At 67.1% G+C, this 26,711-nt stretch carries 27 protein-coding genes; 16 read left to right on the plus strand and 11 right to left on the minus strand.

The genetic code is table 11. The annotated features are described in order from the left end of the window. The first annotated feature begins 1 nt into the window (after position 1). The 5 genes from KBI44_06975 to KBI44_06995 all read left to right on the plus strand — a co-directional run bounded on the left by KBI44_06975 (position 2) and on the right by KBI44_06995 (position 7,004). Complete coding sequence (locus KBI44_06975) at positions 2-616, plus strand: uracil-DNA glycosylase family protein (protein MBP9144209.1); 615 nt, start codon at positions 2-4, stop codon at positions 614-616. A gap of 325 nt (positions 617-941) precedes the next feature. Then, positions 942-1,910 carry a pirin gene (locus KBI44_06980; GenBank protein MBP9144210.1) on the plus strand — a complete coding sequence of 323 codons (969 nt, stop codon included), beginning with the start codon at positions 942-944 and terminating at the stop codon, positions 1,908-1,910. Positions 1,911-2,635: 725 nt separating this feature from the next. Beyond that, positions 2,636-4,315 (plus strand): S8 family serine peptidase, encoded by a 1,680-nt coding sequence (locus KBI44_06985; protein MBP9144211.1) that lies wholly within the window; start codon positions 2,636-2,638, stop codon positions 4,313-4,315. A gap of 7 nt (positions 4,316-4,322) precedes the next feature. Beyond that, complete coding sequence (locus tag KBI44_06990) at positions 4,323-5,543, plus strand: PEP-CTERM sorting domain-containing protein (protein MBP9144212.1); 1,221 nt, start codon at positions 4,323-4,325, stop codon at positions 5,541-5,543. Between the two features lie 492 nt (positions 5,544-6,035). Then, positions 6,036-7,004 carry a pirin gene (locus KBI44_06995; protein ID MBP9144213.1) on the plus strand — a complete coding sequence of 323 codons (969 nt, stop codon included), beginning with the start codon at positions 6,036-6,038 and terminating at the stop codon, positions 7,002-7,004. Between the two features lie 45 nt (positions 7,005-7,049). Here the strand turns inward: KBI44_06995 and KBI44_07000 are convergent, their stop codons facing one another. Further along, a complete protein-coding gene (locus KBI44_07000) occupies positions 7,050-8,687 on the minus strand; it encodes a sigma-54-dependent Fis family transcriptional regulator (protein MBP9144214.1) in 1,638 nt (545 codons plus the stop codon). Between the two features lie 149 nt (positions 8,688-8,836). Here KBI44_07000 and nhaA point away from each other — a divergent pair, with 149 nt between their 5' ends. Together nhaA and KBI44_07010 are read left to right on the plus strand one after the other, a co-directional pair. Continuing rightward, positions 8,837-10,681 (plus strand): Na+/H+ antiporter NhaA, encoded by a 1,845-nt coding sequence (nhaA, locus tag KBI44_07005; GenBank protein MBP9144215.1) that lies wholly within the window; start codon positions 8,837-8,839, stop codon positions 10,679-10,681. A 49-nt stretch (positions 10,682-10,730) separates the two neighbouring features. After that, entirely contained in the window at positions 10,731-10,937 is a 207-nt protein-coding gene (locus KBI44_07010; protein MBP9144216.1) for a hypothetical protein, read from the plus strand. Positions 10,938-10,968: 31 nt separating this feature from the next. Here the strand turns inward: KBI44_07010 and KBI44_07015 are convergent, their stop codons facing one another. Next, positions 10,969-11,409, minus strand: coding sequence for an ester cyclase (locus KBI44_07015; protein MBP9144217.1), 441 nt, complete (start codon positions 11,407-11,409; stop codon positions 10,969-10,971). A 321-nt stretch (positions 11,410-11,730) separates the two neighbouring features. Here KBI44_07015 and KBI44_07020 point away from each other — a divergent pair, with 321 nt between their 5' ends. The 9 genes from KBI44_07020 (at position 11,731) to KBI44_07060 (ending at position 17,686) form a co-directional block, all read left to right on the plus strand. Next, the gene (locus KBI44_07020; GenBank protein ID MBP9144218.1) at positions 11,731-12,279 is read left to right on the plus strand and encodes a YceI family protein; all 549 of its coding nucleotides are present in this window, start codon (positions 11,731-11,733) and stop codon (positions 12,277-12,279) included. A gap of 58 nt (positions 12,280-12,337) precedes the next feature. Further along, positions 12,338-12,805, plus strand: a complete 468-nt coding sequence (locus KBI44_07025) for a DoxX family protein (GenBank protein ID MBP9144219.1) — start codon at positions 12,338-12,340, stop codon at positions 12,803-12,805. A 29-nt stretch (positions 12,806-12,834) separates the two neighbouring features. Further along, entirely contained in the window at positions 12,835-13,197 is a 363-nt protein-coding gene (locus KBI44_07030; protein MBP9144220.1) for an N-acetyltransferase, read from the plus strand. Next, positions 13,194-13,469, plus strand: coding sequence for a (4Fe-4S)-binding protein (locus KBI44_07035; protein ID MBP9144221.1), 276 nt, complete (start codon positions 13,194-13,196; stop codon positions 13,467-13,469). The genes KBI44_07030 and KBI44_07035 overlap by 4 nt, the downstream gene beginning before the upstream one ends. A 42-nt stretch (positions 13,470-13,511) precedes the next feature. Continuing rightward, complete coding sequence (locus KBI44_07040) at positions 13,512-14,462, plus strand: VOC family protein (protein ID MBP9144222.1); 951 nt, start codon at positions 13,512-13,514, stop codon at positions 14,460-14,462. Next, entirely contained in the window at positions 14,459-15,031 is a 573-nt protein-coding gene (locus KBI44_07045) for an NAD(P)H-dependent oxidoreductase (protein MBP9144223.1), read from the plus strand. Before KBI44_07040 ends, KBI44_07045 begins: the two co-directional genes overlap by 4 nt. A 29-nt stretch (positions 15,032-15,060) precedes the next feature. Then, positions 15,061-15,801 (plus strand): DsbA family oxidoreductase, encoded by a 741-nt coding sequence (locus KBI44_07050; GenBank protein MBP9144224.1) that lies wholly within the window; start codon positions 15,061-15,063, stop codon positions 15,799-15,801. Between the two features lie 92 nt (positions 15,802-15,893). Next, entirely contained in the window at positions 15,894-16,646 is a 753-nt protein-coding gene (locus tag KBI44_07055) for an SDR family oxidoreductase (GenBank protein MBP9144225.1), read from the plus strand. After that, entirely contained in the window at positions 16,646-17,686 is a 1,041-nt protein-coding gene (locus KBI44_07060) for an LLM class flavin-dependent oxidoreductase (protein MBP9144226.1), read from the plus strand. Before KBI44_07055 ends, KBI44_07060 begins: the two co-directional genes overlap by 1 nt. A 37-nt stretch (positions 17,687-17,723) precedes the next feature. On the opposite strand, the gene KBI44_07065 is transcribed toward KBI44_07060, so the two are convergent. The 9 genes from KBI44_07065 to KBI44_07105 form a co-directional block, all read right to left on the minus strand. After that, positions 17,724-18,839 (minus strand): NAD(P)-dependent alcohol dehydrogenase, encoded by a 1,116-nt coding sequence (locus KBI44_07065; protein MBP9144227.1) that lies wholly within the window; start codon positions 18,837-18,839, stop codon positions 17,724-17,726. Positions 18,840-18,931: 92 nt separating this feature from the next. Beyond that, a complete protein-coding gene (locus tag KBI44_07070; protein ID MBP9144228.1) occupies positions 18,932-19,504 on the minus strand; it encodes an NAD(P)H-dependent oxidoreductase in 573 nt (190 codons plus the stop codon). 38 nt (positions 19,505-19,542) lie between these two features. After that, positions 19,543-20,514: a universal stress protein gene (locus KBI44_07075; protein MBP9144229.1), complete on the minus strand. Its 972-nt coding sequence runs from the start codon at positions 20,512-20,514 to the stop codon at positions 19,543-19,545. A gap of 49 nt (positions 20,515-20,563) precedes the next feature. Continuing rightward, positions 20,564-20,920, minus strand: a complete 357-nt coding sequence (locus KBI44_07080) for a Na+/H+ antiporter subunit G (GenBank protein MBP9144230.1) — start codon at positions 20,918-20,920, stop codon at positions 20,564-20,566. Continuing rightward, on the minus strand, positions 20,917-21,195 hold the full coding sequence (locus KBI44_07085) for a K+/H+ antiporter subunit F (protein MBP9144231.1): 279 nt from the start codon (positions 21,193-21,195) through the stop codon (positions 20,917-20,919). The genes KBI44_07080 and KBI44_07085 overlap by 4 nt, the downstream gene beginning before the upstream one ends. Further along, on the minus strand, positions 21,192-21,671 hold the full coding sequence (locus KBI44_07090) for a Na+/H+ antiporter subunit E (GenBank protein MBP9144232.1): 480 nt from the start codon (positions 21,669-21,671) through the stop codon (positions 21,192-21,194). The genes KBI44_07085 and KBI44_07090 overlap by 4 nt, the downstream gene beginning before the upstream one ends. A 14-nt stretch (positions 21,672-21,685) precedes the next feature. Further along, positions 21,686-23,347, minus strand: coding sequence for a monovalent cation/H+ antiporter subunit D (locus KBI44_07095; protein ID MBP9144233.1), 1,662 nt, complete (start codon positions 23,345-23,347; stop codon positions 21,686-21,688). Beyond that, positions 23,344-23,688: a Na+/H+ antiporter subunit C gene (locus KBI44_07100; GenBank protein MBP9144234.1), complete on the minus strand. Its 345-nt coding sequence runs from the start codon at positions 23,686-23,688 to the stop codon at positions 23,344-23,346. The genes KBI44_07095 and KBI44_07100 overlap by 4 nt, the downstream gene beginning before the upstream one ends. After that, entirely contained in the window at positions 23,689-26,604 is a 2,916-nt protein-coding gene (locus tag KBI44_07105) for a monovalent cation/H+ antiporter subunit A (protein ID MBP9144235.1), read from the minus strand. It lies immediately after the preceding gene. Positions 26,605-26,711: the final 107 nt, after the last annotated feature.

Genomic DNA, 26,711 nt, shown 5'->3' on the forward strand with positions numbered 1-26,711 from the left:
TATGCCGCGAGAAACTGCAGCAGCCTCCGCCTATCCCACTCTCGAAGGATTGCTGACTGCCGTGCGGAGCTGTCGGGCGTGCGAAGTGGATCTTCCGCTGGGCCCGCGCCCGGTGCTGAGCGCCAGCGCAACCGCACGCATCCTCGTCGTGGGCCAAGCCCCCGGTGTGCGGGTGCACTTGACGGGCATTCCGTGGGACGACGCGAGCGGGGCGCGGTTACGCGGGTGGATGGGTGTGGACGAGGACGCCTTTCATGACGAATCGAGAATCGCGATCATTCCCATCGGCTTTTGCTATCCCGGGCGCGGGAGAGGTGGTGATTTACCACCGCGCCGTGAATGCGCCGCGCTCTGGCTCGACCAGCTGCTCGCCCGCCTGCCCCGGATCGAGCTGACTCTGCTCGTCGGGCAGCATGCTCAACGCCGCTTCCTCGGTCCCCGCCGCAAACCGTCGTTGGCCGAGACGGTCAAGGCCTGGCGGGAGTACGCGCCGCAATATCTGCCGCTGCCCCACCCCTCGCCGCGCAATCAACCGTGGTTCCGGCAGCACCCCTGGTTCGAGCGGCAGCTCGTCCCGGTGTTACGCGCGCAGATCAACGCATTTTCTGCTCGCTGACGTCCGGACCGGCGAGGCATGGCAGTTGGAACCGGCAGTTCACTTCGCCGGGTCCAGGGCTCGAAGTGTAAATCTCCGCAGCAGAGTGAGAAAAGAAATGGTGGACCAAATCACTCTGAGTTCGAACACCCCAGGAAGTTCGAACACCCTGATTTTCTGGCTCCGGGAAGTCGCGGCATTGAGGCAGGCGGCGTGAGTTCGATGCCGTTGAAGGGCCTGTCTCCGGGTTCCGTACGCCGTCTCCGGAGGAGCCCGGCAGGGCGCCTCGCCGGGACCGGCGTCCCTCTCTGGTCTCCGCTGCAAGGCAGCGGAGCGGAGGGGCAGTATGCCTGGAAAGACCGCTTGGAAGTCCGCGACCCCGCAGCTCTCGTTGGTCCTCCCTGGCGCCCCGGCGTCACAGTTTCATTCTCCAGATGTTGAGACCAGGCCCCGCAAATCCAGGCGCGCCGGCAGCCTGATCCGGCAGTCGCTCTACCTCGACCAGGAGGATGCCTACGCCGCCGGCGAAGTCGGTTTCCTGGCCCGGGCCCTGGTGCAGGCGACCCTTCCGCACAGCGACCCGAAGGCCAACGAGTTCGTCCGGCGGAACGGACACTTCACCCTGTCCATCCTTGCCCCGAAGGACGTCGGGCTGCCGTACGGCCGCTATCCGCGCCTGGTCCTCGCCTACCTCACGACCGAGGCGGTGCGCCGCAAGAGCCCCGACGTCGAGCTCGGCGGCCACTTCTCGCGCTTCTGCGCTGCCCTCGGGATCCCGCCGACCACGGGACCGCGTGGGTCGTTGCCGCAGCTCCGCGACCAGCTCCAGCGTCTCTTCGCCTCGACCTTCCAGTGCATCTTCCACGACGAGAGCCAGGGGAGACACGCTGGCGATGGCTTCCTGATCGCCGAGAAGCGGGAACTCTGGTGGGACCCGCGGCTGAGGAAGGGCGAGGCTGCGTGGGGGTCCCACGTCGTTCTCTCGGACCGGTTCTATCGGGAGGCGACTGAAGCGCCGGTCCCGCTCGACTTGCGGGTCCTTCGCGCCCTCCGGTCGCCGTTCGAGATCGACATCTACGTCTGGTTGACCTGGCGCTTCTTTCGTCTGCGGAAGCCGGTCACCATCCCGTGGGCCTCTCTGGCGCTCCAGTTCGGCTGCGGCTACGCCAATCCCCGGCACTTCAAGAAGCGGTTCCTCGGCTACCTTCGGAGCGTCATCGACTACTACCCCGGCGTCAGGCTCGAGAGCTTGGCCACCGGCTTGCTGCTCAAGCCCTCGCCGACGCACATCGGGCAGCGGCCTGCAAAGGGCTGAGCGGAGCATGGTGGTCAGCACGGAAGTTAACCGTGGGTTAACAGTCGTGCGTCATGAGCGCCGTAGCTCGAAGGAACGGAACCGGCCGGATGGCGACGGACTCTTCGCCGTCGCACCGGCCCAGAGCATCCAGGCGAACGTCGCTGCCGACCTCGTGCGGCAAGGGATCCTCCAAGCGCGTCGGCGCGGGATCGTTTCCGCGAAGGATGAAGCTCGACTTCTTGCCGAGCTTGGCAGCTGGGGTAGGACGGTAGCCGCGCGATGACCGCCCGCCAGTAAGCCGCGCCGCTGGCCTTCGAGCAGGCGCTCGAATAGCGGCTCAAGTCCTCGTTGGCCACCGGCGTTGAATTCGCTCGGCGACGCCAATTGCTCGTCTTCAATCGCTTCCTCGCTCGCCTCGCCCACGTCGATGGCGACGCCGTCGCACTCGAGGGAGACTCGTCCTCGAAACCTCGTTGAGGATCTCGAGGTAGCTGCGTCGCATCTCGTAGCTCATCGATCATCCTTCAGTTGGATCGTCAAGGCGGATCGTCGACTCGTATCTCCTTCGTCTCGAGAACCTGGGCCGCCTCCCCATTTGGGTTGGACCGACCCTCCGCGCGGGTGGTGCATGTCCGCGAATTCCGGCCTACCTTTTCAACCCAGAAGGGTGGTCGTTTCGTGGTCTTCCACCAAGTCCTGCCTCGGCTGCCCTTTTCTGGGCAGGCTCCCATCGAGAAGTGGATATGAACAATGACCTTGGTTTGGCGTCCGGCCGATTGCTTCCGGGGCGCAGTCTCGTCGACTTGGATTTTCTCAGGAAGGGGAGGGTCTTTATGTTCTCTTTGCTCAAGGGGCGCTCGGTGGCCCTTATCGCGGTTGCGTTCTTCGTTTCCATACTCTACTCGTCGGCGGCTCACGCGAGCGATAGGTTCTTTCCCGCTCGCGATAATGGGGTACCAGGAAGCTACGGCGTTACGCTCCTCCGGCCAGTCGCGAGCTCAACGCCCGAGCTTCTCGTAGGCACGGTCGGCGGGAGGCTGGGGTACATCTATCGCTTCGTGTTGAACGGGTTCGAGGCTGAACTGACCGAATATCAAGCGGAACGTCTGGCCCGGCACCCATTGGTCAAGAGCGTCGTTCAAGAGACGTATCTCCGCGACCAGGTAAGCTATACCCTGCCTCATTGCTACGAGGACTTCGATACGAATACACGTACATTGCCGCCACTCCCCGGCCCGGGCAATCCCGTTCCTCAGCAGACGTTGGATTGTGCGGATCCCGCGCCTGGGGGAGACTGCATCGACAATTGGGGGGTAGATCGCGTCGACCAATACGGGCTGCCGCGCGATGAGGAGTTCAGCTATCGTCAGGCGTCTGGAAACGTCAGAGTATTCGTCGTCGACAGGGGAGTCGCTCGGGACAACCGAGAGTTCGACGATGCCTCGGGGACCTCTCGCGTCTCCCCCGGCATCGACACCAACTGTGCGACCTTCCCGAACAACTGCAATCCAGGGGATGCGCCATGCGAGAACCAGTTTGATGTCGGAAAAGGCCATGGCACGCACGTGGCCGGGATTCTCGGAGGAAGGACCTTCGGATTGGCAAGGGATGTCGAGATCGTTCCCATCAAGGCGCTCTGCCCGGGCTACACCACCACGCACTTTAAGCGCGCGCTCGATTGGATCCTGGGTGAACACTTGGCTTCAGCGGCAGAGACCGCGATAGTGAACCTCAGCGGCCTTAATGTCGCTTGCTACGCTGACCTGGGCTGCAGCTCTGGGGCTCAGCTTCGAGAGGCTGTCATCAACGTGGCGAGCCGGAACAATTTATTGCTTGTACAGTCGGCAGGTAATCAGTCATTCACACCCTTGCCCGACCCGCCCGGAGGCTTCAATGGGCTGGTTAGTGCATGTGACTACACCTTTGGCGACGAGGATCGCTACACAGTTCCCTCTGAAGCTGCGGCAATTGCCCGCATACTCGTCGCGGCAGGAAGCGACGAGATTGACGGTCTCTGGCGAAGTGAATCGGGCGATTACGGCGATCCGATCGGCTCGAACGTCGGCGAGTGTGTCGACGTCTTCTCTCCAGCCGCCCATATCGTCTCGGCCTTCTTCCCTCTGGATCCAGGCTCCTCTGACCCCGATGAAATCGTCTGTCAGCTCTCGGGGACGTCGATGGCTGCGCCCCACGTTTCTGGAGTCGCGGCGATGATTCTTCAGAACAGTCCCACTATGAATTCTGCGGCGTTGAAGGCGATGATTCTCAACTGGACGGAGCGGGACGCGTTACAGTCGAATCCAACGGATCCCAACTACATCGGAACCGGATCTCCAAATCGCCTCCTGCACTGGGATCCGAGTGCGATCTCCCGGGACGGTTTCGAAACCGGAGACATGCGTCTCTGGTCGGTTTCGCCCTAGCACCGTCATGAAAGACAGCCTCGACCTCGAGCGCCTCCTGGTTCCACTGGCAATCGCCGCCACTTTCAGCGTGGCGGCGTCGTTTTCGCTCCCCGCTGTCGCCTTCGCCGCTTCTTTCCGAGGTCTGGGGGTATTGCCAGGAGGGGAATACCCTTACAGCAAGGCCTTGGATATTTCGGCGGACGGCTCCGTCGTCGTCGGAGAGAGTCTGTCAGCCAATGGCCTCGAGGCCTTCCGCTGGAGCGCCTCGACGGGAATGGTGGGCTTGGGCAATCTCGGCGGCGTGGAATCCTTCAGTAGCGCTCTTGGCGTTTCGGCGGACGGCCTGGTGGTGGTCGGCGGAAGCTCATCGCCGCAGTCGGGCTCTCGGAGCGAGGCCTTTCGTTGGACAGCAGCCACCGGGATGGTTGGCCTTGGCGCTCTGCCGGGTGGAGAGGAATACTCGAGTGCTGCCTCCGGGGTCTCGGGCGACGGGTCGGTCGCGACGGGAAGCAGCACTTCCGACCTGTCCCCGACCTGGGGCGAAGCCTTCCGCTGGACCGAGGTGACGGGGCTCGTGGGGCTGGGCGTGCTACCTGGAAGCGAGATTCCAACCACCGTTCCGGAACGGATTTCGGCCGATGGGACGGTCGTAGTCGGCTGGGCCTTTACCGAGAACGGTCGCGAGGCGTTCCGGTGGTCGGAGGCTGATGGGCTGGTCGGCCTGGGCGACCTGCCGGCTGGCAATTTCGACAGTTGGGCAAGGGGAGTCTCGGCGGAGGGGTCGGTGATCGTGGGCTCCGCACTCAACCCGGGTCCGACGTCTTTTCTCTGGGCGGCAGCGACGGGCTTGGTGGACCTGGGAAGGCCGCCTGGGGGGAATAGCAGCTCGGCTTGGGGTGTGTCCGCCGACGGCTTGGTAGTCGTGGGTGATGCGGGTGTGGCTGGCGAACGTGTTCCGGCCATCTGGGACGAGAGCCACGGTATGCGAAACCTCGTAGATGTTCTCGTCGATCTTGGTCTGGCCTCGGACATGGCGGGCTGGGACCTGGAACTGGCGAAAGCGGTCTCGGCCGACGGACTGACGGTCGTCGGCTGGGGGTACAACGCCTCCGGAGGGCAGGAGGCCTGGATCGCGAACCTCGGGCAGCCGAGCCTGGTCGAGATCCCGACCGTGTCGAGAGCGGCGCTCATTGTCTTCGGTGCGCTTCTAGCGACTGTCGCGCTCGTTACACTCCGCTTGCGCTGAAGTCGCGCAGTGGAGGCATTGCGGCTCCCTTGCGAAGAATCGTCGAAGTCCGCGTTGTCGGCCTTGCCGGGTGTGGCCTAGGCGGACGCCCCGAAATCTCGAACGGCACGGGGACCGGATGAGTTGGCGCGAGAGCTACGCGCGCAGCCAGTAGGTTTTCGAACACCGCCCATCTCGTTGAAGCGGCGAGGGTTACCGCTTGGTGTGGCTTGAGGCGTGTCGTTTGGTACAAAGCGTAAGTGCTTAGCGCAGAGTGATTTGAGAATGGTGGACCAAATCACTCTGAGTTCGAACACCCCAGGAAGTTCGAACACCCTGATTTTCTGGCTCCGGGAGGTCGCGGCAATGAGGCAGGCGGCATGACGCCGATGGCGTCGAAAGGCCTGTCTCCGGGTTCCGCACGCTCACCTCAGAAGCGCCCTGAATGGCGCCCTGTGGGGACCGGCGTCCCTCGCTGGGTTCCGCTGCAAGGCAGCGGAGCGGAGGGGCCCTATGTCTTGGAAGACCGCTTGGAAGTCCGCGACCCCGCATCTCTCGTTGGTCCTCCCTGGCGCCCCGGCGTCACAGTTTCATTCTCCAGATGTTGAGATCGGGTCCCGCAAGTCCAGGCGCTCGGGCAGCCTGATCCGGCAGGCGCTCTACCTCGACCAGGAGGACGCCTACGCTGCCGGTGAGGTCGGTTTCCTGGCCCGGGCCCTGGTGCAGGCGACCCTTCCGCACAGCGACCCGAAGGCCAACGAGTTCGTCCGGCGGAACGGACACTTCACCCTGTCCATCCTCGCGCCCAAGGAAGTCGGACTGCCGTACGGCCGGTATCCGCGCCTGGTCCTCGCCTACCTCACGACCGAGGCGGTGCGCCGCAAGAGTCCGGACATCGAGCTCGGTAGCCACTTCTCGCACTTCTGTGCCTCCCTCGGGATCCCGCCGACCACGGGACCGCGGGGGTCCTTGCCGCAGCTCCGCGACCAACTCCAGCGTCTCTTCGCCTCGACCTTTCAGTGCATCTTCGACGACGAGAGCCAGGGGAGACACGCTGGCGACGGCTTCTTGATCGCCGAGAAGCGAGAGCTCTGGTGGGACCCGCGGCCGAGGAAGGCCGCCGCGGCCTGGGGGTCTCACGTTGTTCTGTCGGATCGGTTCTTCCGGGAGGCGACCGAAGCGCCGGTCCCGCTTGACTTGCGGGTCCTGCGCGCTCTGCGGTCGCCGTTCGAGATCGACATCTATGTCTGGCTGACCTGGCGCTTCTTCCGCCTGAGGAAGCCGGTCACCATCCCTTGGGCCTCGCTGGCGCTCCAGTTCGGCTGCGGCTACGCCAACCTCCGGCACTTCAAGAAGCGGTTCCTCGGGTACCTACAGAGCGTCATCGACTACTACCCGGAGGTGAGGCTGGAGAGTATGGCGACAGGGCTCGTGCTGAAACCTTCGCCGAGTCACGTCGACAGCCGGCCGGCGCGGCGCTGACCGCCGCGGCGCCTGCAAGATGAGTGGGCGTCTGCTGTCACAGATTCACTCGCGCGCGGCCGGCAGCCCGTACTCTTTGATCTTGCGATAGAGCGTGGCCGCGCCGATGCCGAGCTGCTGCGCGGTGCGGGTGCGGTTGCCGTCATTGGCCCGCAGAACCGCCGCGACGAATTCGCGCTCCATCTCCTGCAGGGTCCGCACGCTGCCCGCGGCGGGCACCCCCGGGAGCGCCAGGCCGACCTCCTCCGGCAGGTCGTCGACGTCGATCCGGTGGCTGCGCGCGAGGACGACCGCCCGCTCGACGGCATTCTCGAGCTCGCGGACGTTGCCGGGCCAGTCGTAGCGCACCAGCTGCTGCGCCGCCGCGGGAGTGAACCCGCTCACCTTGCGGCCGAGGCGCGTGCCGGCGTCGACGAGGAAGGTGCGGGCGAGCGGCAGAATGTCGTCGCGGCGCTCGCGCAGCGGCGGCACGCGGATCTCGATCACCCGCAGCCGGTAGTAGAGGTCCTGCCGGAAGCGGGCGGCGTGCACCTCGGCGGCGAGATCGCGATTCGTCGCCGCGACGACCCGCGCGTCGACCTTGCGGTTCTTGTTCTCGCCGACCCGCCGCACCTCGTGCTCCTGGAGCGCGCGCAGGAGTTTCACCTGCATCGCCGGCGGCACCTCGCCGATCTCGTCGAGGAAGAGCGTCCCGCCCTGCGCCGCTTCGAACAGCCCCGGCCGATCCTGGGCGGCACCGGTGAAGGCGCCGCGCGCGTGGCCGAACAGCTCGCTCTCGAGCAGGCTCTCCGGTACGGCGCCGCAGTTGATGGCGACGAACGGTCCGGCGGTACGGGTCGAGGAGTCGTGGATCAGGCGCGCCACCCGCTCCTTGCCGACGCCGCTCTCGCCCGTGACGATGACCGTCGAATCGACCTGGCCGACGCGGCGGGCGAGGTCGACGACTCGACGCATCGCTTCGCTCGCGATCACCATTCCGTCCGGTTCGACCTGTTTCGCCGTACGAGCGCCGAGCTCCTGGCGGCGGGTGCGGAGCTTGCGTTCGACCTTGCGTAGCTCGCTCGTGAGCCGCCCGGCCGTCTCCGTGAGGCAGTCCTCCGCGTAGTAGGGGAGCTCGGCGGCGATCTCGTCGCCCCACTCTTCGCGCGGCCGGGCGAGGACCCGGCAGACGGCGTCCCCCTTGCCGCGGCAGCGGGTCTCGAGCGCGAAAACCTCGCGACCCCAGACGCGGGATAGGTAGCCGCTGGCAAAGCCCGTGAGCGTCCAGCAGACCGGGTGATCGGCTTGGCCGACGTGAACGAGGTGCTGCTCGGCCTCGTAGGAGTCGAGCCAGATCGAGTCGCCGAGTGGCTTCGGTCCTGGCGCGGGGTCGCCCTCTGGCGCCACCGCCACGACCAGACCCTGCAGGGTATGGAGCCGGCCCCCGGCATGCCGCCACTCGTCCTCGTCGTCCCAGGGGAAGGCGGTCCGCAGCGTTTCGGCCGTCCGCCACCCGTGGGCGAAACCGAAACGGGTGAGCACCGCGTGCGCGGCGGCAGCGCCCAGAGTGTCGATGAGGAGCTTGCGCAGCAGGCCGAGCGCGACGGCGTCGAGCAACAGGGCGCGCTCGCCGGCGAAGTGAAGAGGGCCGCCGTCCGGTTCGAAAGTGAGCAGTTCTCTGAGGTCGAGATCACGCGCGCGCATGGGAGGCCTCCCTTTCACTTCGAGAGAGCACTCTATCCACTTGAGATCACGAAAGATGGACGCGGCGCCGACCCCGGCGGAGACGAAGCCGCCGGTCTCGCCTATCATCGCGCGATGGACGCCTGCTCCGCTCTCCCCGGGTTCCCGTCGTGACCAGCGCCCGCGCCGACCGCCTCGTCGTGCCGGTCGATCCCGCTCGCGACCACGTGCTGGGCGGCGTCGACGCCCAGATCACTCTGGTCGAGTACGGCAGCTACGCATGCGAGCACTGCCACGCGGCGCACGAGGTGGTGACGCGCGTGCGCGAGCGGCTGGGCCAGAGGCTGCGCTATGTCTACCGCCACCTGCCGCTCACCGAGCGCCAGCTGGCGACGCGCGCCGCCGAAACGGCCGAGTACGCCGCCGCCACCGCGGTGAACTTCTGGGCCGCGCACGACGCGCTCATGAGCGGTCCGCCCCTCGCCTCGGAGCGCGAGCTCGCGCGCATCGCCGGCGGGCTCGGCGTTCCCCCCGCGGCCGAGCGCGACGCCGGCGCTGTGGCCGCGGCGGACGCCCGCGTGCGCGAAGACGCCCGGAGCGGAATTGACAGCGGCGCCCGCGCCACGCCGACCTTCTTCATCGACGGCCGCCGCTACGAGGGGGCCTGGGACGAGAGCGCTCTGACCGAGGCGCTACTGCGCCCGGTCGGGCACCGGATCCAGGTCGCGTCGCTCGATTTCGCCCGCTGGGCGCCGTCGACCGGCGTGCTGCTGCTGCTCGCCATGCTGGTCGCCCTGGCGCTGAGCAATTCGGCGGCCGGTCCAGGCTTCCTCGGGCGCTGGGAGACGCCGCTCGGCATCCTGCTCGGCGGGCGCTCGTTCGCCCTCTCCGTGCTGGATTGGGTCAACCACGGTCTGCTCACCGTTTTCTTCCTCGTGGTGGGGCTCGAGATCAAGCGCGAGCTGACGGTGGGCCGGCTCGCGTCGCGCCGCGCCGCGGTGCTGCCGATCGCCGCCGCGCTCGGCGGCATGACGCTGCCGGCGCTCATCTACCTCGCGCTCGTCCCGAGCGGACCGCTCGCGGTGGGCTGGGGCCTGACGATCGCCACGGACACCGCGTTCGCGGTCGCGCTGATCGCGGTTCTGGGCGCCCGCGTCTCGCTGGACCTGCGGGTCTTTCTCACCGCCGCAGTCATCGTGGACGATCTGGTCGCGATCGCGCTGGTGGCGCTCCTCTACACGGAGACGATCGCGCTCGGCTATCTGGCGGCGGCGGCCGTCGTCACCGGCCTTCTGGTGAAGCTCAACCGGTGGAGTGTCTACCGCGCGCTGCCGTACGCGGCGCTCGGTGTCGTGCTCTGGTTTTGCCTGCACGAAGCCGGCGTGCACGCGACACTCGCGGGCGTGATCCTGGCCTTGGTGACGCCGACGCGGCCGCCGGCCAACCTCTCGGCGCTGATGGCCCAGGCCCAGGCCGCCATCCAGGCGGAGTCGCCAGCCGGAGGAGGGAGAGCGCGGCGCAGCCCTTCCGAGCACCTGCTCCGCGAGATGGACGCGATCCACGATCGCATCGAGTCGCCCGCCAGCAAGCTCCTGCGCTCGATCGAGCCCTGGTCCAGCTACGCCGTGCTGCCGCTCTTCGCGCTCGCCAACGCGGGCTTCGTCTGGTCCTCTGGCATCCTCGACGGCCACGGGCGGATGGTGCTCGCGATCGTGTTGGGGCTCGCGGTCGGAAAACCGGTCGGGATCTTCGCCGGCGCGTGGCTTGCCGTCCGCTCCGGGATCGCCACCAAGCCCGCGACCTACGGCTGGCGCCAGCTCGCCGGAGCGGGAGCCCTGGCGGGGATCGGCTTCACGATGTCGCTCTTCATCGCCGGCCAGGCCTTTCCGGACCCGGCCGACTTCGCCGCGGCGAAGGTCGCGATCTACCTCGCCTCGCTGATCTCGGGCGCGGCGGGGCTGACGATCCTCTGGCGGCGCGGAGGAACGCCCTCATCGGAGACGGAACGGCAATGAACGACCCCGAAGCCGCAGCGCCCATTCGATCGGCGAGACGCGCGGCTTCATGAAGGCCATCCTCGACGGCCCCACCGACCGCATCCTCGGATTCACCATGCTCGGTCACGGTGCCGGCGAGGTGATCGCGGTCGTCCAGACCGCGATGTTGGCCGGGCTGCCCTACACGGCGCTCCGCGACGCCATCCTGACCCATCCGACGATGGCGGAAGGGCTCAACGTCCTCTTCGCGACCGCGCCGGCGGAGCTCGCGTGAATCCGCGCTCCGGCCGGCGTCCTGCTCTCTACTAGCTCAGGCCGATCTGCTGGAGGAACCCCACCAGGTCGTACATGAGGTTTTCCTCGACGATCTGACCGTCATTCCACCTGGCGACCGTGTAGAAGTCCACCTCGAACGACTTGCCGGTCGGTGGGATCTCCTTGCCGCCGACGAACATCGGCCCCTTCATCGTGCCGCGGAAGCGGGCGATCGAACAGGTCCAGTCGCCGGATGCGAAGAACACGCGATACGGCCGGTTGTCGAGCTTCTGATCGGGGAACGTCTTCCAGAACCGGATCGACTCGGCCGTATGGTCCTCGATCCCCACCGTCGGATCGGGTTGTCCCGGCCAGCGCACGATCACGTCGGGTTTGTGGCGTGCACGGAAGATCTCCACGTCCTGAGCGTTCCAAGCGTCGTCCAGCGTCTGCATGAGCTCCATGTTGCGCGCTTCCACGGCCGTCGGCATGTAATCCTCCTGTAAGTGTGGCAGATCGCCTTCTTGCTGACGTCGAAGGAATGCCTCCGCCCGCCAAGGATCAGCGTAGACCGCCTCGTAGCACCGGTCAATCGTCTGGTCGCCGCCGGTCACGGACGAAGGAGGTCAGCCTTGCCGGCTGCGACTCTCATTATGATTGTCTAGTCTATCGAATTGAGTTGATCAGGCGGTGCCAAGAGACGCAGACCGCTGATTTGGTTGACTAGTCAACTATGGCACGGTCCGTGCTCTATCTCCTGGCAACCCCGGCAGCGAATGAAAGACCGGGCTCAACGAAAAGGAGAGACGAACATGACGACCCAGACCTGGCAGATCGACAGCGCCCACTCGGGCATCCACTTCGCCGTCCGGCATCTGGTGATCGCCAAGGTGCGTGGGCAGTTCAGCCGCTGGACCGGCGCGCTCACCGTCCCGGAGGGCGACTTCTCGCAGGCCACCGTCGAGGTGACGATCGACGCCACCTCGATCGAGACCGGCGTCGCCGACCGCGACGCGCACTTGAAGTCGGCCGACTTCTTCGATGTCGAGAAGTTTCCGGAGCTCACCTTCCGCAGTCGTCGAATCGAGCCCAAGGGGAGCGACCGCTTCGCCCTGGTCGGCGACCTGACGATCCGCGGCGTCTCCCGCGAAGTGGCGCTCGATGTCGAGAGCGCCGGTCAGACGAAAGACCCGTGGGGCAACGTCCGCGTCGGCTTCGAGGGCAAGACCGCCGTCGACCGCAAGGAGTTCGGTCTGACCTGGAACCAGGTGCTCGAGGCCGGCGGCGTCATGGTCGGCGACAAGGTCGAGATCGAGATCGAGGTCGAGGCGGTGCGCCAGGACGCGACCGTCGCGGCCTGAGAAGGCCCGAACCGGTTCGCTTCACGACAACGAAATCCGTCGACAAGGGAGAACGGCAATGAACAGCAAACTCGAGAAGTACGGATCGCTCGTCGCCCGCTTCGCGGTCGCCGCGATCTTCGTTTACGGCGGCTGGGGCAAGCTCAACGGGCTCGACGGCACCGCCGCCTACATCGCGTCGAAGGGTCTTCCAGCGGCGGAGCTGGGCGCGCTCTTCGCCGCCCTGCTCGAGCTCGTGGGCGGCCTCGCGATCGCTCTGGGCATCGGCACGCGCTGGGCCGCGCTCGCGCTGGCGATCTTCCTGGTGCCGGCCACCTGGCTCTTCCACAACCCGATCGGTCTGGACGCCGCCGCGGCGCAGATGCAGATGATCCACGTCTACAAGAACCTGGCGATCGCCGGCGGCCTGCTCGCCTTCACCGCCTTCGGCGCGGGACCCCTCGCGCTCGAGGCGAGGACGCGGCGCCCCTGGCAGCCAGGGCAGCTCGGTTTCCGGTCGATCTCACGGTCGGGCGTACAGTCCTGAAGGTGATGCCGGACTCAGGGGAGAACGCAATGGCACCGGAAGCCGAGACCGCGACCACCGGGGGCACTACCGGCGTCCGGCATGCCGCAGCCGCCCGCCGTTTCGAGTGGGCCGAGGAGGGCGAAACGGCGACCCTCACCTACTCCCTCGGCGGCGGCTCGGTCGTCTTCCTCCACACCGGGACCCCGTTGAGGATCCGAGGCCGCGGTATTGCCGCGAAGCTGGTGGCGAGCGGCCTTGCCTTCGCACGCGAGCACGGGCTGACCGTCGTGCCCCTCTGTCCGTACGTTGCGAGCTACATTCGCCGTCACCCCGAAACACTCGAGTTGGTGCGGCCGGACTGGCGAGAACGGCTCGCCGGGCCCGACCCGAACGAGAGGAGGTCCGTGTGAAGCGAATCCAGACATATCCCGCAGCGGGAATCACTGTCACCTTCGATCCCAACGTCTGCGAGCACTCGGGTGTCTGTTTGAAAGCTCTTCCGGCGGTCTTCGATGTCCGCCGTCGCCGCTGGGTCGCCGCCGATGCAGCGAGCCCCGCCGAGGTCGCCGCGGCCATCGACCGCTGCCCGTCGGGAGCGCTGCGCTACGTGCTCGAGCCGGCAACGGAGTCGAAGCCGGCTGTCGAGCTGCCTGAGCCATCGGACAACGACCCGAACGGCTGATTGCTGATCTCAACCGCAGGTACGACCCAGGAAGGGGCAAAGATGAGTGTGACGACTCGCGACATCTTCGGTGCTGCGCCGGCCATCGAGCCGGCGACACCCGGCAGCTACGGCGAGGCGCCGAGCGGCTTCCGCCTGCCGGCGGAAACGTCGGTCGGGGCGGTCACTCTCCAGGTCGCCGACCTCGAGCGATCGCTCGACTTCTACCGCGAAACCCTGGGCCTCGCCCTGCTCGAGCACGATGGCGGTGTGGCCAGGCTCGGAGCGGGCGCTCGTCCGCTCGTCGAGCTGCGCGAACGCCACGGCGCCCGGCCCGCGGGACGCGGCCGGCTGGGACTGTTCCACTTCGCGATCTTGTTGCCGGACCGGCCGGCGCTCGGTCGTTTCGTCCAGCATCTCGCCGACCTCGGCGTCCATGCTGGCGCGGGCGACCACCTGGTCAGCGAAGCGTTCTACCTCTCCGATCCGGACGGGCTCGGCATCGAGGTCTACGCCGACCGTCCGCGCGAGAGCTGGCGCCGCAATGGGCGCGAGCTCCTGATGGCGACCGATCCGGTCGACGTTGCCGGGGTCGTGGCTGCGGGCGGGTACGCCACCTGGACCGGAATGCCGGAAGGCACGACGATGGGGCACGTCCACCTCCACGTCGGCGATTTGGAGCGTGCTTCGCGCTTCTACTCGGAGGCGCTTGGGCTCGACCGTACCGTCTGGAGCTACCCCGGCGCCCTCTTTCTCGCGGCGGGGGGCTACCACCATCACCTCGGTACCAACCTCTGGGCTGGATCGGCGGCTCGGCCGCCAGAAGCCGATCAGGCGCAGCTCCTCGAATGGAGGCTCGAGCTGCCGGACGCCGGATCCCTCCGGAGCGTCGCCGCCAGTCTTGCCTCCGCGGGATTCCCGGCGGAGGTCGCGCCCGAAGGAACCGCGGCCCGAACCTGGGACCCGTGGGGGACGCCCCTCACCCTCGTCGTTCGAAAGGATCAGAGATCATGAAGACCTACCGCATCGGCTACTTCGTCGGGAGTCTCTCGAGCACGTCGATCAACCGCCGGCTGGCGGTGGCGCTCGCGCGGCTCGCGCCGCCCGAGCTCGAGCTCGTGGAGATTCCGATCCGCGACCTGCCGCTCTACAGCCCCGACTACGACGCCGACTACCCTCCGGTCGCCCGCGACTTCAAGGCGGCGATCTCGGCGGTCGACGGCGTGCTGTTCGTGACGCCCGAGTACAACCGGTCGATTCCGGGAGCGCTCAAGAACGCTATCGACTGGGCGAGCCGGCCCTATGGGCAGAACGCGTTCACTCGCAAGCCGAGCGCGGTGATCGGCGCCTCGCCGGGCCGTCTCGGGACGGCCGTCGGCCAGCAGCACCTGCGCAGCATCCTCGGATTCTGCAATTCGCCCCAGATGAACTCGCCCGAGGCGTACGTCCAATTCACCCCCGAGCTGATCACGGCCGCCGGCGAGGTCACCGACGAGGCGATGGAGGAGTTCCTGCGGCGCTTCCTCGGCGAGCTGCGCGACTTCGTCATCCGCGTGCTCACCGTGTTGCCGCGAGCAAGCTGACGGAACGGTCCGTTTCGAGAGGAGGAGTCATGAGCCAGCCCCGCACCCGCATCGAGATCTGGTCCGACATCGCCTGCCCCTGGTGCTACATCGGCGAGCGGCGGTTCTTCCGCGCTCTCGACGCGCGGGCGGACCGCGAGGCCTTTGAGGTCGTCTTCCGGCCGTTCGAGCTCGACCCGGAAGCCCCGGTTCCGGGTGAGCCGCTTCGGGATCGCCTCGCAAGCCGCTACGGCGCCCGCTCGGAAGCCATGATGCGGCAAGCGGGAGGCGCCGCCGCCGGGGAGGCCATCGCGGCCGACTGGGAGCGTGCTCTCACGGCCCGCACCCGGACCGCGCATCGCCTGCTGGTTCTCGCCGCTCGAGAGCACGGCGAGAAGACGCAGCGCCGGCTCGCCGAGCTGTTGTTCGCCGCGCAGTTCGAGCACGGCGGCGACGTTTCCTCCGTCGACGAGCTGACGCGACTCGCTGTTGCGGCCGGGATGGACGAGGCACGCGTTCGCAACCTGCTCGCATCGAACGAGGGGGAGGCGGAGGTCGAGGCCAAGATCGAGCGCGCGGGAAGGCTCGGCATCCATTCGGTGCCGACCTTCGTTCTCGGCGACCGATACGCGGTCGCGGGGGCGCAGTCGACCGCGACCTTCGCCGAGCTGCTCGACGAACTGGTTCGCGAGGCCGCCGCGGCGACAGCGGCTGGGGTCGGAGCGGAGGAGGGAGCCGACTGTGCCAGTGGGGCTTGTATCGCTACCCGGCGAACCGCTGAGATCAGGTGAGTGCAAGACTGTCGATCTCGCGCTCGAAGGCGGAGACCGTACGCGAGCCGGGTGCGACTTTTTCAGTCACGCAACAGAGAGGGAGGGGACCCATGAAGCTCGAGAACCAAGTCATCATCGTCACCGGCGGGGCCAGCGGCATCGGCCTCGAGGCGAGCCAGGCGCTCGCCCGCGAAGGCGCGCGACTCGTCGTCGCCGACTTCAATCTCGACGGCGCGGAGCGGGTCGCGTCCGGGCTCCGCTCGACGGGAGCGCAGGCCTTCGCCTTCCGCGTCGACGTTTCCAAGGCCGCGGAGGTCGAGGCGATGGTCGACTTCGCGGTCGAGAAGTTCGGCACCCTCAACGGGATCTTCAACAACGCCGGGATCGGCCTGGTCAAGCCGTTTCTCGAGATGGATCCGGCGACCTACCTCAAGGTGATCGAGGTCGACCAGCACAGCGTCTATTACGGGATGTACTTCGCGGCGCGGAAGATGGTCGCCCTCGGGGCGAAGGGGACGTTCGTCAACACGGCGTCGATCTACGGCACCACGGCGTCGGTCGGGAGCTTCAACTACAACGCGGCCAAGGCCGCGGTGATCATGATGACGAAATCGGCCGCGCTCGAGCTGGCCCCGCTCGGCATCCGGGTCGTCGCGGTGGCGCCCGGATTCATCGACACCCCGATCCTCGGTAGGGATCCGGAACTGAAAGAGGCGCTGGCGCGCCAGCATCTCCACGGCGAGCTGATCCCGCCGGAGAAGATCGCGAGCGTGGTGGCCTTCCTGTTCACCGACGCCGCCTCGGCGATCAACGGCAGCACGATTCCCGTCGAGGACGGCTTTCAGATATTCAAGAACAGCTGATGAAGCCCCATCTCGAGCTCGGCGTCGACACGTTCGGCGACGTGACCTACGGCGCCGACGGGAAGCTCCTGACGCAACCGCAGGTCCTGAGGAACCTGGTGGCCGAGGGCGTGCTCGCCGACGAGCTCGGGCTCGACTTCTTCGGCGTCGGTGAGCACCACCGCGAGGACTTCGCGGTGTCGGCGCCGGAGGTGGTGCTGGCGGCGATCGCCGGGAAGACGAGTCGAATCCGGCTCGGCTCGGCGGTCACGGTGTTGAGCTCCGACGATCCGGTGCGTGTCTACGAGCGTTTCGCGACGCTCGACGCCATCTCGAACGGCAGGGCGGAGATCCTGGTCGGCCGGGGCTCGTTCACCGAGTCTTTCCCACTCTTCGGCTTCCCTCTCGAGCGCTACGAGGAGCTGTTCGAGGAGCGCCTCGACCTGCTCGCGAAGCTGCTCACCGAGCGGCCGGTGACCTGGTCCGGCCGGACGCGCACGGCGCTCGCGAATCAGCGCGTCTTTCCGCCCACCGCTTCCGGCGCCCTCCGCACCTGGGTCGGCGTCGGCGGCACGCCGGAATCGGTCCTGCGCGCCGCGCGACACGGCTTTCCGATGATGCTCGCCATCATCGGCGGGAATCCGCTCTCTTTCGCGCCGCTCGTCGACCTCTACCGGCGCGTGCTCGCCGAGGCGCGCCGGCCCGTCGATCTGCCGGTGGGCGCCCATTCCCCCGGCTACGTCGCGGCATCCGACGCTCAGGCCCGCGAAGAGGCCTGGCCGCACTACTCGGCGATGATGACGCGCATCGGCCGCGAGCGGGGCTGGCGCCCCATGGCCCGCGGCGAGTACGAGCAGGCCGCGGGCCCCGACGGCGCGCTCTTCATCGGCGCACCTGAGACGGTGGCGGCCAAGATCGCGAGAGTCGCCCGCGCTCTCGACCTGTCGCGCTTCGACCTCAAGTACAGCCTCGGCACCCTGCCGCATGGAAACCTGATGGAGAGTTTGCGTCTGTACGCCAACGAAGTCGCGCCACGGGTGCGGAGAGCCCTCGAAGAATGACCGTGCGAGGGGCGGAGTCTCTGTCGCTCCTCGCCGCTCAGCCGCCGATCCGGAGTACCGGTTTGATGACTTCGCCGGACTTCGAATCGGCGAGCGCGCTCTCGATGTCGGTAAAGGGGTAGGTGCGGATCAGCTTGTCGAAGGGGAAGCGCCCTTGTTCGAAAAGTTGGACGAGAGCCGGAATGAGCTGACCCGAGCGGCCGCCACCGCCGAGGACGCCGATCACCCGCTTGCCCCACAGGGTCGAGAGGTGGTCGAGGGAGAAGCGGGCCCCAGCCGGAGCCCCGCCGATCAGCACCAGAGTGCCCAGCATGCCGACGGTCTCGGCGAGAGTCTCGATCACGGAAATCACGCCCGTACAGTCGAATGCGAAGTCGACGGTTGATCCGGTGATCTCGCGCACGCTGGCGGCGAGGTCGGCGCGCTTCGAGTTGATGACGTGGGTGGCGCCGAACTCCTTCGCGAGCTCCAGGCGGGAATCGTGCACGTCGGCGGCGAGGATCCGCGTCGCGCCGGTGTTCGTCGCCGCCGCGATTGCCGCCAGCCCGACCGCGCCCACGCCGCAGATCAGAATCGAGTCGCCCAGCCGGGGGCGCGCTTCGTTGAGTACCGCCCCGGCACCAGTGGCGAGACCGCAGGCCAGCGGACCCAGGAGCTCGAGCGGCACGCTCGCGTCGACGCGCACCAGAGCGTCGGCGCCGACGATGGAATGGGTGGCGAACGACGACTGGCCGAAGAAGTGCCCGTTCATCGGCCGGCCGTCGAGCCGCGAGTAGGCGGAGGTGCCCGCGAGCTCGCCCTTGAATCGGCGCCCGGAGACCAGCGCTTCGCCGGTGCGCAGGCAATAGCGCGGCTGGCCCGCGAGGCAGTTGCGGCACTCGCCGCAGGAGGGCCAGCCGAGGATCACCTTGTCGCCCACGGCCACTTGGCTGACCCCGTCGCCGAGTCGTTCGACGACCCCCGACCCCTCGTGACCGAGGACCGAGGGGAAGGGCATCGGCATGTCGCCCGCCCGGGTGATCGCGTCGGTGTGGCAGACGCCCGAGGCGACGATACGCACCAGCACTTCTCCGCGGCCGGGAGGCCCGAGCTCGAGCTCCTGCATCGTGAACGGAGCGTCTTTCTCTTCGACGACGAGTGCCTGGATTCTCAAGTCGGTCTCCTTGGCAGCGCGCGCTCCGGCGGCGCGCTGGACCGGGCCCTTCGATGGTAGCGCCGCGATCCGCGGCTGCCCCGCAGCACGACCTAACTCGGGCGGGGCAGCACGGTGTAGACACGTTCGATGAAGCCGTGGAACTCCGTCATGAACTGGCGCAGGAAGCTCTCCGTCGACGGATCGGTCACTTCACCATCGTCGGTGATCAGCCCTTTCGTGAACTGCAGGTAGGCCTCCATCGAATTCATCAGCGGCGCGTTGCAGAACGCGAGGATGCTGCGCAGGTGCGACTGCGCGATGGCCGTGCCGATCTTCCCGGTCGACGTGCCGATGATCGCCGTCGGCTTGCGGGCGAAGACGTTCTGCCCGTAGGGGCGGCTCCCCCAGTCGATGGCGTTTTTCAACCCGCCGGGGATGGAGCGGTTGTACTCCGGGGTCACGAAGAGCACCGCGTCGGCGGCCGCGACCGCTTCCTTGAAGGCCCTCGCCGCCGGCGGGTAGTCGCTGTCGTAGTCGTAGCTGTACAACGGCAGGTCGCCGAAAAGGACCTCGTCGAGCACGAGCCCCGGTGGCGCCAGCCGAGCCAGCGCTCGAGCCAGCCTGCGGTTGATGGAGGCCTTGGCGAGGCTCCCCACCAGGTAGCCAACCTTGTACGTCGCTATCACCGTCCTCTCCTTCTGTGGGATCGATTCATACTAGATCAAGGCAGGCCGCGGTGGTTCACGCGCTCGCGAGCCACTGGCTCGATCCCGCCCTTCCGATGGCGGGACGGAGGAACGACGAGAACGTCGCAGCGCACGGCGCGCAGGACCTCGCCGGCGACCGCGCCGAGAAACGCGTACGCAAGGCCGGAGCGGCCGCGCGTCCCAAGGACGAGAAGGTCCGTCTCCGCCTTCCTGACTGCTTTGGCTATGACCAGTCTCGGCGAGTCACGTTGAATGTGCATCCTCCATGTGGGCGCTTGGTTCACCGGAACATTCGCGCCAGCGAGAGCGGCGGAGAGCAGCTCGCCGATCTTCACGGCAGCCTTTCGCCGGTAGGTTCCGCGATACTTGTCCGCCCCTTCCTCGGAGAGGCTGGGATAGATCAGGCCATAGTAGGGAGCGTCGTATGCGTGGATGACGGTCACCGGCGACCGCGGACTGGAGATCACCTTGAGGAGCTGCTCAAGAGCTGCCATAGCTGCGTCATCGAGATTCAAAGCGATGGCCGGCCGTCCGTAAGGAGCTCTGGGAGGTAGCCGGACTACGAGCACCGGAAGCTGCGTTCGCCGGACGACCCGCTCGGCAGTGGACCCGAGAAACATGTCGCGCAGGGTGCGGCCGCCCCCGCGCCCCATGGCGATCAACTCGGCCTTCGTTTCCGCGCTGTGCGAGGCGATCTTCGCCGCCGCAGTCCCCGCCGTGACGACGGGCACGACAGAAACGTCCCTGGGCAGCGACCTCGCGAAGCTCCGGGCTTCCTCGGCGAGAACCTTCATCGCGTCAAGCTCGGCACGGCGCCGAGTCGTTACCGGCAGAGTGTCGGGGACGACATGCAGGAGCGTGAGTCGAGCTTTCCGAGCCAGCGGAAGCAATGCCACGCGCCCCAGGACACGATCCGAAGCCGGCGAGAGGTCGATGGGGACCAGGAGAGATCGGAAGCCGCTCCGATTGTCGCTGCTGTGGGTCATCGTGGAGACTCCTTTCCTGTGGCGCGAGCCCATCGGCGCGAACGCATCCTCATGCGTCCGGGGGTACGCTGAGTGGAGGTGGTGTGTCAGATACGCCAGCGTTGCGCCGGCGGAACAGCGCGACTCGGGCGAGCAGCAGCGTCGTCACGGGAACCGTGATCGTGAGCAGGAGGACAATCAGTCCCGGGTGCAGCACGAGTCGCCTCTCCAGCATCGAGAAGTAGATCATGCTGGCGAGAATCACGCTCCAGGTGCCGAGAGTGTAGGCGAGAGCGGGCGGGTGCATGCGCGTGAAGAAGTCCTGCAAGCGGCAAAAACCGAGGGCCGACACGAGGACGAACACGCCACTCAGCGCGACCAGAACGGCGACGACCGCTTCCAGCCAGAAGGGTACAGCGCCGTTCACTCGATCACCTCGCCGCGCAGAATGAACTTTGCCATCGCCGAGGAGCTCACGAAGCTGAAGAGGGCGATCAGCAAGGCGCCCTCGAAGTACCTGTCACTGCCATGACGAAGGCCGAGAACCAGCATGAAGAGCATCCCGTGGAGGTAGAGGAGGTCGAGCGCGAGAACGCGATCCTGGGCGCGCGGTCCGCTGATCAGCCGCACGACCACCAGGACCGATGCCACCGCGTAGCAGCCAAGCGCGAAGAGGATGGCATAGGAGAGCAGCGGGCTCATTCGAAGATCTCCCTGAGCGGCACCTCGTAGCGCGCCTTGAAGCGGGCGACGAAGGCCCCCACCTCGTCGACGTCCCACACGTGCAGCATGAGCGCGCTGCGATCGAGTGCAATCTCGGACCAAACCGTGCCCGGCACCACCGTCGTCACCATGGCCAGGGCAGCGAGGCCGAGCGGATCGCGCAGCTCGAGCGGAATGACGACGAAGCGTGGGGCCGGCCGGCGCCATCGCCGGAAGAGGACGCCCCACGCCACTTGAAAGCTCGACGCCACCACATCGCGAGCGACCGTCAGGATGAAGCGCGCGACGACCAACGGTCGGTGGACGCGCACCGCCATCAGGTGCAGGTTTGCGGTCAGCAGCGGCACCACAAGGGCGAGCGCGATGCCAATCAGGATGTGACCGGCGCTCATTGAGCGTGCAAGCGCCAGCCACAGGGCCAGCAGCGCCGCCGACAACCACGGCGCGGGCACCATTCTCGCGAGAAGGGTCACGGGGCTTTCTCCCCGTCGACGCTCGACCGCCCCAGTCCCGGTACGGGCGCTGTCGACATGACCGCATGGATGTAGGCCTTCGGTGAATGGAGAGACTCGGCGGCGGCGCGCGTGTAGCGCAGGACCCGCTCGGCATTCACCGTGAGCCAGGCGCAAACGAGTATGAGCGCAAGGACGGGCGCACCTTCAGCGACCCTCAGGCGGGTCGGGAGACTGCTGGGCGTCGACCAGAAGCGTCGAATGCCTGCCCTCGACAGGGAGATTGTCGCGAACAGGCCCGAGAGGAGCAGCAATCCGAAGAGCCACCAGGCGAGTGGCGTCGCTGCCGAGTCGTGCGCAGCAGCGAGCCCATTGGGTCTCAAGAGCGCCGCCATCAGCGCCCATTTCGCGACGAAACCCGACAGCGGCGGCAGCCCCGCGACGAGCAAGACGCAGGCGATGAAGGCCAGTCCGAGCAGCGCCAGGGACGCCGGTATCGCTCGGCCGACGAGTGGCGTCTCATCGTCGTCGAGGTTCGTGTCCTCACCAGGCTCCAGGCCCACCTCGACCAGTGGCAGGCGTTCGCCGGTGCCCGTGCGCTCGAGGAGATCGACGAGGAGAAACAGCGCCGCCACGGCGAGCGTGGAGCTCAATAGATAGAAGAGCGCGGCTGACGTCACGCCAGCACCCCCCACTCCGATTGCCGCAAGGAGCGTCCCCGACGACACGATGATCGAGAAGCCCGCGATCCGCGCCAGTCGCAGCGAGGCCATGAGGCCGAGGACGCCGAAGACGACGGTCGCGAGCCCGCCGTAGAGAAAGACGCTTGCCCCGAAGTGCGCCGATGGGCCTGCGTCCGCCGAAAAGAGCAGCGTCCATAAGCGCAGCAGAGTGTAGATGCCGACCTTGGTCATCAACGTAAAGACCGCCGCGACCGGTGCGCTCGCCGCCGCGTAGGCCGGCACCAGCCACGAGTTGAGCGGCCAGATGGCCGCCTTGGTGAGGAACGCCACGGCGAGGATTCCCGCGCCCGCGTGCAGCAGCCCGCGATCGACCTCCGCGACGAGCGGCAGCTTGGCGGCGATGTCCGCCATCGAGAGCGTGCCCATGACGCCGTACAGCATGGCGAGGCCGACCAGGAAGAGCGACGATGCCAGCAGGTTGACCGCGATGTAGTGCAGCCCGGAGCGCACCCGCGGCCAGCCCGACCCGTGCAGTTGCAGACCGTAGGAGGCGGCGAGAGCCACCTCGAAGAAAACGAAGAGGTTGAACAGGTCGCCGGTGAGAAATGCCCCGTTCAGGCCCATGAGCTGAATCTGGAAGAGCGGATGAAAGTAGACGCCTGCCCGGCTCCATGCGGCCGTCGAATAGACGGCCGCGCCGAGGCTCACCACGGAGGCGAGAACCAGCATGAGCGCCGACAGCCGATCAGCCACCAGCACGATGCCGAACGGTGCCTCCCAGTTCGCAGTCAGGTAGACGCCTATCGCTCCAGGTACGCCGTCGGCGTCGACCTGTCTGAGGATTGCAAGTGAGACGAGAAGGCTCGCGAGCGTCGTGCCGACGTTGACGATCGACTTGAACCGCGGCCGCCGATCACCGAGAAGCAGCAGAATCGCGGCTGCCAGCAGAGGCAGCACGATGGGAACCACGAGGAGGTGCGGCAGAGCCGAGCTCATGACTGGCCCATGGTGCCGTCGACATGGTCGGTGCCGCTCAGGCCGCGCGATGCGAGCAGCACCACGAGAAAAAGCGCCGTGGTCGCGAAACCGATAACGATGGCAGTAAGCACGAGAGCTTGCGGCATCGGATCCGTATAGTGCGCGAGGTCGGCCGGGACTCCCGGCGCGATGATCGGCGGCCGGTCAATGACGAGGCTGCCCATGCTGAAAATGAAGAGGTTCACCGAGTACGACAGCAGGGCGAGCCCCAGGATCAGCTGGAACGTTCGAGGGCGCAGCACGAGCCACACCCCGGCCCCGCCGAGCACGCCGATGACGAGAGCCAGCAGGGCTTCCATTCAGGTCGCGCCCGTGGTCTGCGACGACTCGCTTCCCGGCGCCGGCTTGCGATGGGAACGGATGGACTGGTGCGCGAGCGCCGTGAGGATGAGCAGAGTCGCCCCGACGACCACTGCGAACACTCCGACATCGAAGAGCGTCGCGCTTGGCAGGTGTACCGCGCCGACGACCGGCAGCGGGACATGAGCGGTGAGGGTCGTGAGGAAGGGATAGCCGAGCGCCATCGCGCCGAGCCCGGCGACCACTGCGAGCTGCAGCCCGACTCCGATCCACCGCGCGGGGCGGATGCGCGTTCGAGCCTCGACCCACTGCGTCCCGGCGACGAGGTATTGCATGATGAGGGCGACCGCGACGACGAGGCCAGCGACGAAACCGCCGCCGGGCTCGTTGTGCCCGCGTAGCAGCAGATGCATGGCGACAACCACGGCGACAGGCAGGAGTAGCCGCGCGATGACCGCCGGCACCATCATGTAGCCGCGCGCTGCGTCCTGAGCGGTCCGCGGCTTCACCAGGTCGGTGACGACGTCGGGCGGCAAAGCCCTCTGCTGGCGCGGTTGCTCGATGCTCTCCTGTGGTGGACGAAAGCGGCGCAAGAGCGCGTACACGGTCAGCGCCACGGCGCCGAGCACGGTGATCTCGCCAAGTGTGTCGAAGGCGCGAAAATCGACCAGCATCACGTTGACGACGTTGGTGCCGCCCCCTTCGGGCAGAGCGCGGCGCAGAAAGAAGGGTGAGATGCTCTGCGGCGCGGGCCGGGTGAGCATCGCGTAGGAAAGCGCCGCGAGGCCGCCCCCAGCGCCGGTCGCGAGCGCCAGGTCGCGCACGCGCCGCGCCTTGTCGCGTGTCGCTTCATGGCGCGGGGCCCCTTCCAGACGCATCGGAAGCCATCGCAGCCCGAGCAGGAAGAGCACGGACGTCACCACCTCGACGACGAGCTGCGTGAGTGCGAGATCGGGCGCCGAGAACCACAGGAAGGTGAGGCAGGTGACGAGACCGGCACCGCCCATCAGGATGAGCGCCACGAGGCGATGGTACTTCGCCTTCACCGCGGCTCCGACGGCGCAAACGATGCCGATGACCCACAGCACCACGAACGCCGGCGACGCCGGCAACCGGTCGCGATCTCCCCACACGAAGGGCTCGCCTCGCAACGCCAGCAGCGCGAGCAGGAGAGCGACAGCCACGATGGCGAACATCTGGGGCTGAAGGCGCCGCGTGCCGACGATGCGCAGAGCGGAGCGGGACAGTCGAGTGATCCCGATCAAGGTGCTCTCGAAAAGCCGCCTGGCGTTGAGTCGCTCGGTGCCAGGCGGATTTTCAAACCGTCCGCGTCGCTGATGCCGGCGCAGCCAGAGGTAGCCGACGGTGCCGCCGGCGATCGCCACGAGGCTCATGAGGAACGGCGCGTTGAAGCCGTGCCAGAGGGCCAGGCTGTAGACGGGCAGCACGCCGCCGACCACCGGACGGGCTGCCACCGCCAGGAATGGGCCGATGGACCACGCCGGCGCGACGCCCACCACGAGGCACGCGAGCACGAGCGCTTCGACGGGGATCCGCATCCACTGCGGCGGCTCCTCCGGCTGGCGGGGCAGATCCGTCGAGGGTGGGCCGAAGAAGATGTCGTAGCCGAAGCGCAGCGAGTACACGACGGCGAAGACTCCAGCGAGCGTGGCCGCCATCGGCAGGCCGATCTCGATCCACTTGTGTGTCGAGATGAACACGGTCTCGGCGAAGAACATCTCCTTCGAGAGAAAGCCGTTCAGCAGCGGCACGCCTGCCATGGCAGCGCTCGCCACCAGCGCCAGCGTGCCGGTGATCGGCATCGCGCGCAGGAGTCCGTTGAGGCGCCGAATGTCGCGGGTGCCCGTTTCGTGATCGACGATTCCCGCCGCCATGAACAGGGAGGCCTTGAACGCCGCGTGGTTCATGATGTGGAACACGCCGGCAACCGCGGCGAGCGAGCTGTTGAGGCCGAAAAGCAGCGTGATGAGCCCGAGGTGGCTGATCGTCGAGTACGCCAGCACGCGCTTGAGGTCGTGCTGGAACATCGCGATGTACGCGCCAAGCAGGAGCGTCGTCGCGCCTGCGCCGCCGACCAGCCAGAACCACAGGTCCGTCCCCGACAGCACCGGCCAGAACCGCGCGAGAAGAAAGACACCCGCCTTCACCATGGTCGCCGAGTGCAGGTAGGCAGATACGGGAGTCGGCGCCGCCATCGCCCGCGGCAGCCAGAAGTGAAACGGGAACTGCGCGCTCTTGGTAAACGCTCCGAGCAGGACCAGCACGAGCGCCACTGGATAGAGGCCGTGGGCGCGGATGAGGCCGCCCGAAGCGAGGACCGTGTCGAGGTCGTAGCTGCCGACAATTTGCCCGAGGACTACGACACCACCCAGCAGCGCGAGTCCGCCTGCGCCGGTCACGGTCAGAGCCATGAATGCGCCCCGTCGCGCTTCCACCCGGTGATACCAGTAGCCAATGAGCAGGAACGAGAGCAGGCTCGTCAGCTCCCAGAAGAGGACGAGCTGGACGAGGTTTCCGGAAAGGACGACCCCGAGCATCGCGCCCATGAACGCGAGGAACGACGCATAGAAGCGGGCCACCGGGTCTTCTGGTGACATGTAATAGCGCGCGTAAAGCGCGACGAGCGCGCCGATGACCGTGACGAGCACCGCGAACATCCAGGCGAAGCCGTCGAGCCGAAGGACCAGATCGAGTCCGAGCGAGGGCACCCACGGGAGCTCCTGGCGGATCACGCCCCCGTCGCGCACCTCGGGGAACAGGCTGATGATCCAGATTGCCGCGGCCGCTGACACGAGCCCCGCCCAACTGGCGAGCATGGTTCGCGCCCTCGTCGGCAGGAGCGCGGTGATCAGGCTGCCGAAGAACGGCAGAAGCAGCAGAACGAAGAGCGACATGCCAAGTCAGTTTATCGGCAGCGCGGCCTCGGACCAAGGGCGCGGAGGACGCAAGAGACCAGGCGCGACTCGCCATCATCGCGAACGAAAGGACCGCGAAAGCGTTT

The sequence above is a fragment of the Thermoanaerobaculia bacterium genome (assembly GCA_018057705.1).
Lineage (GTDB): Bacteria > Acidobacteriota > Thermoanaerobaculia > Multivoradales > JAGPDF01 > JAGPDF01.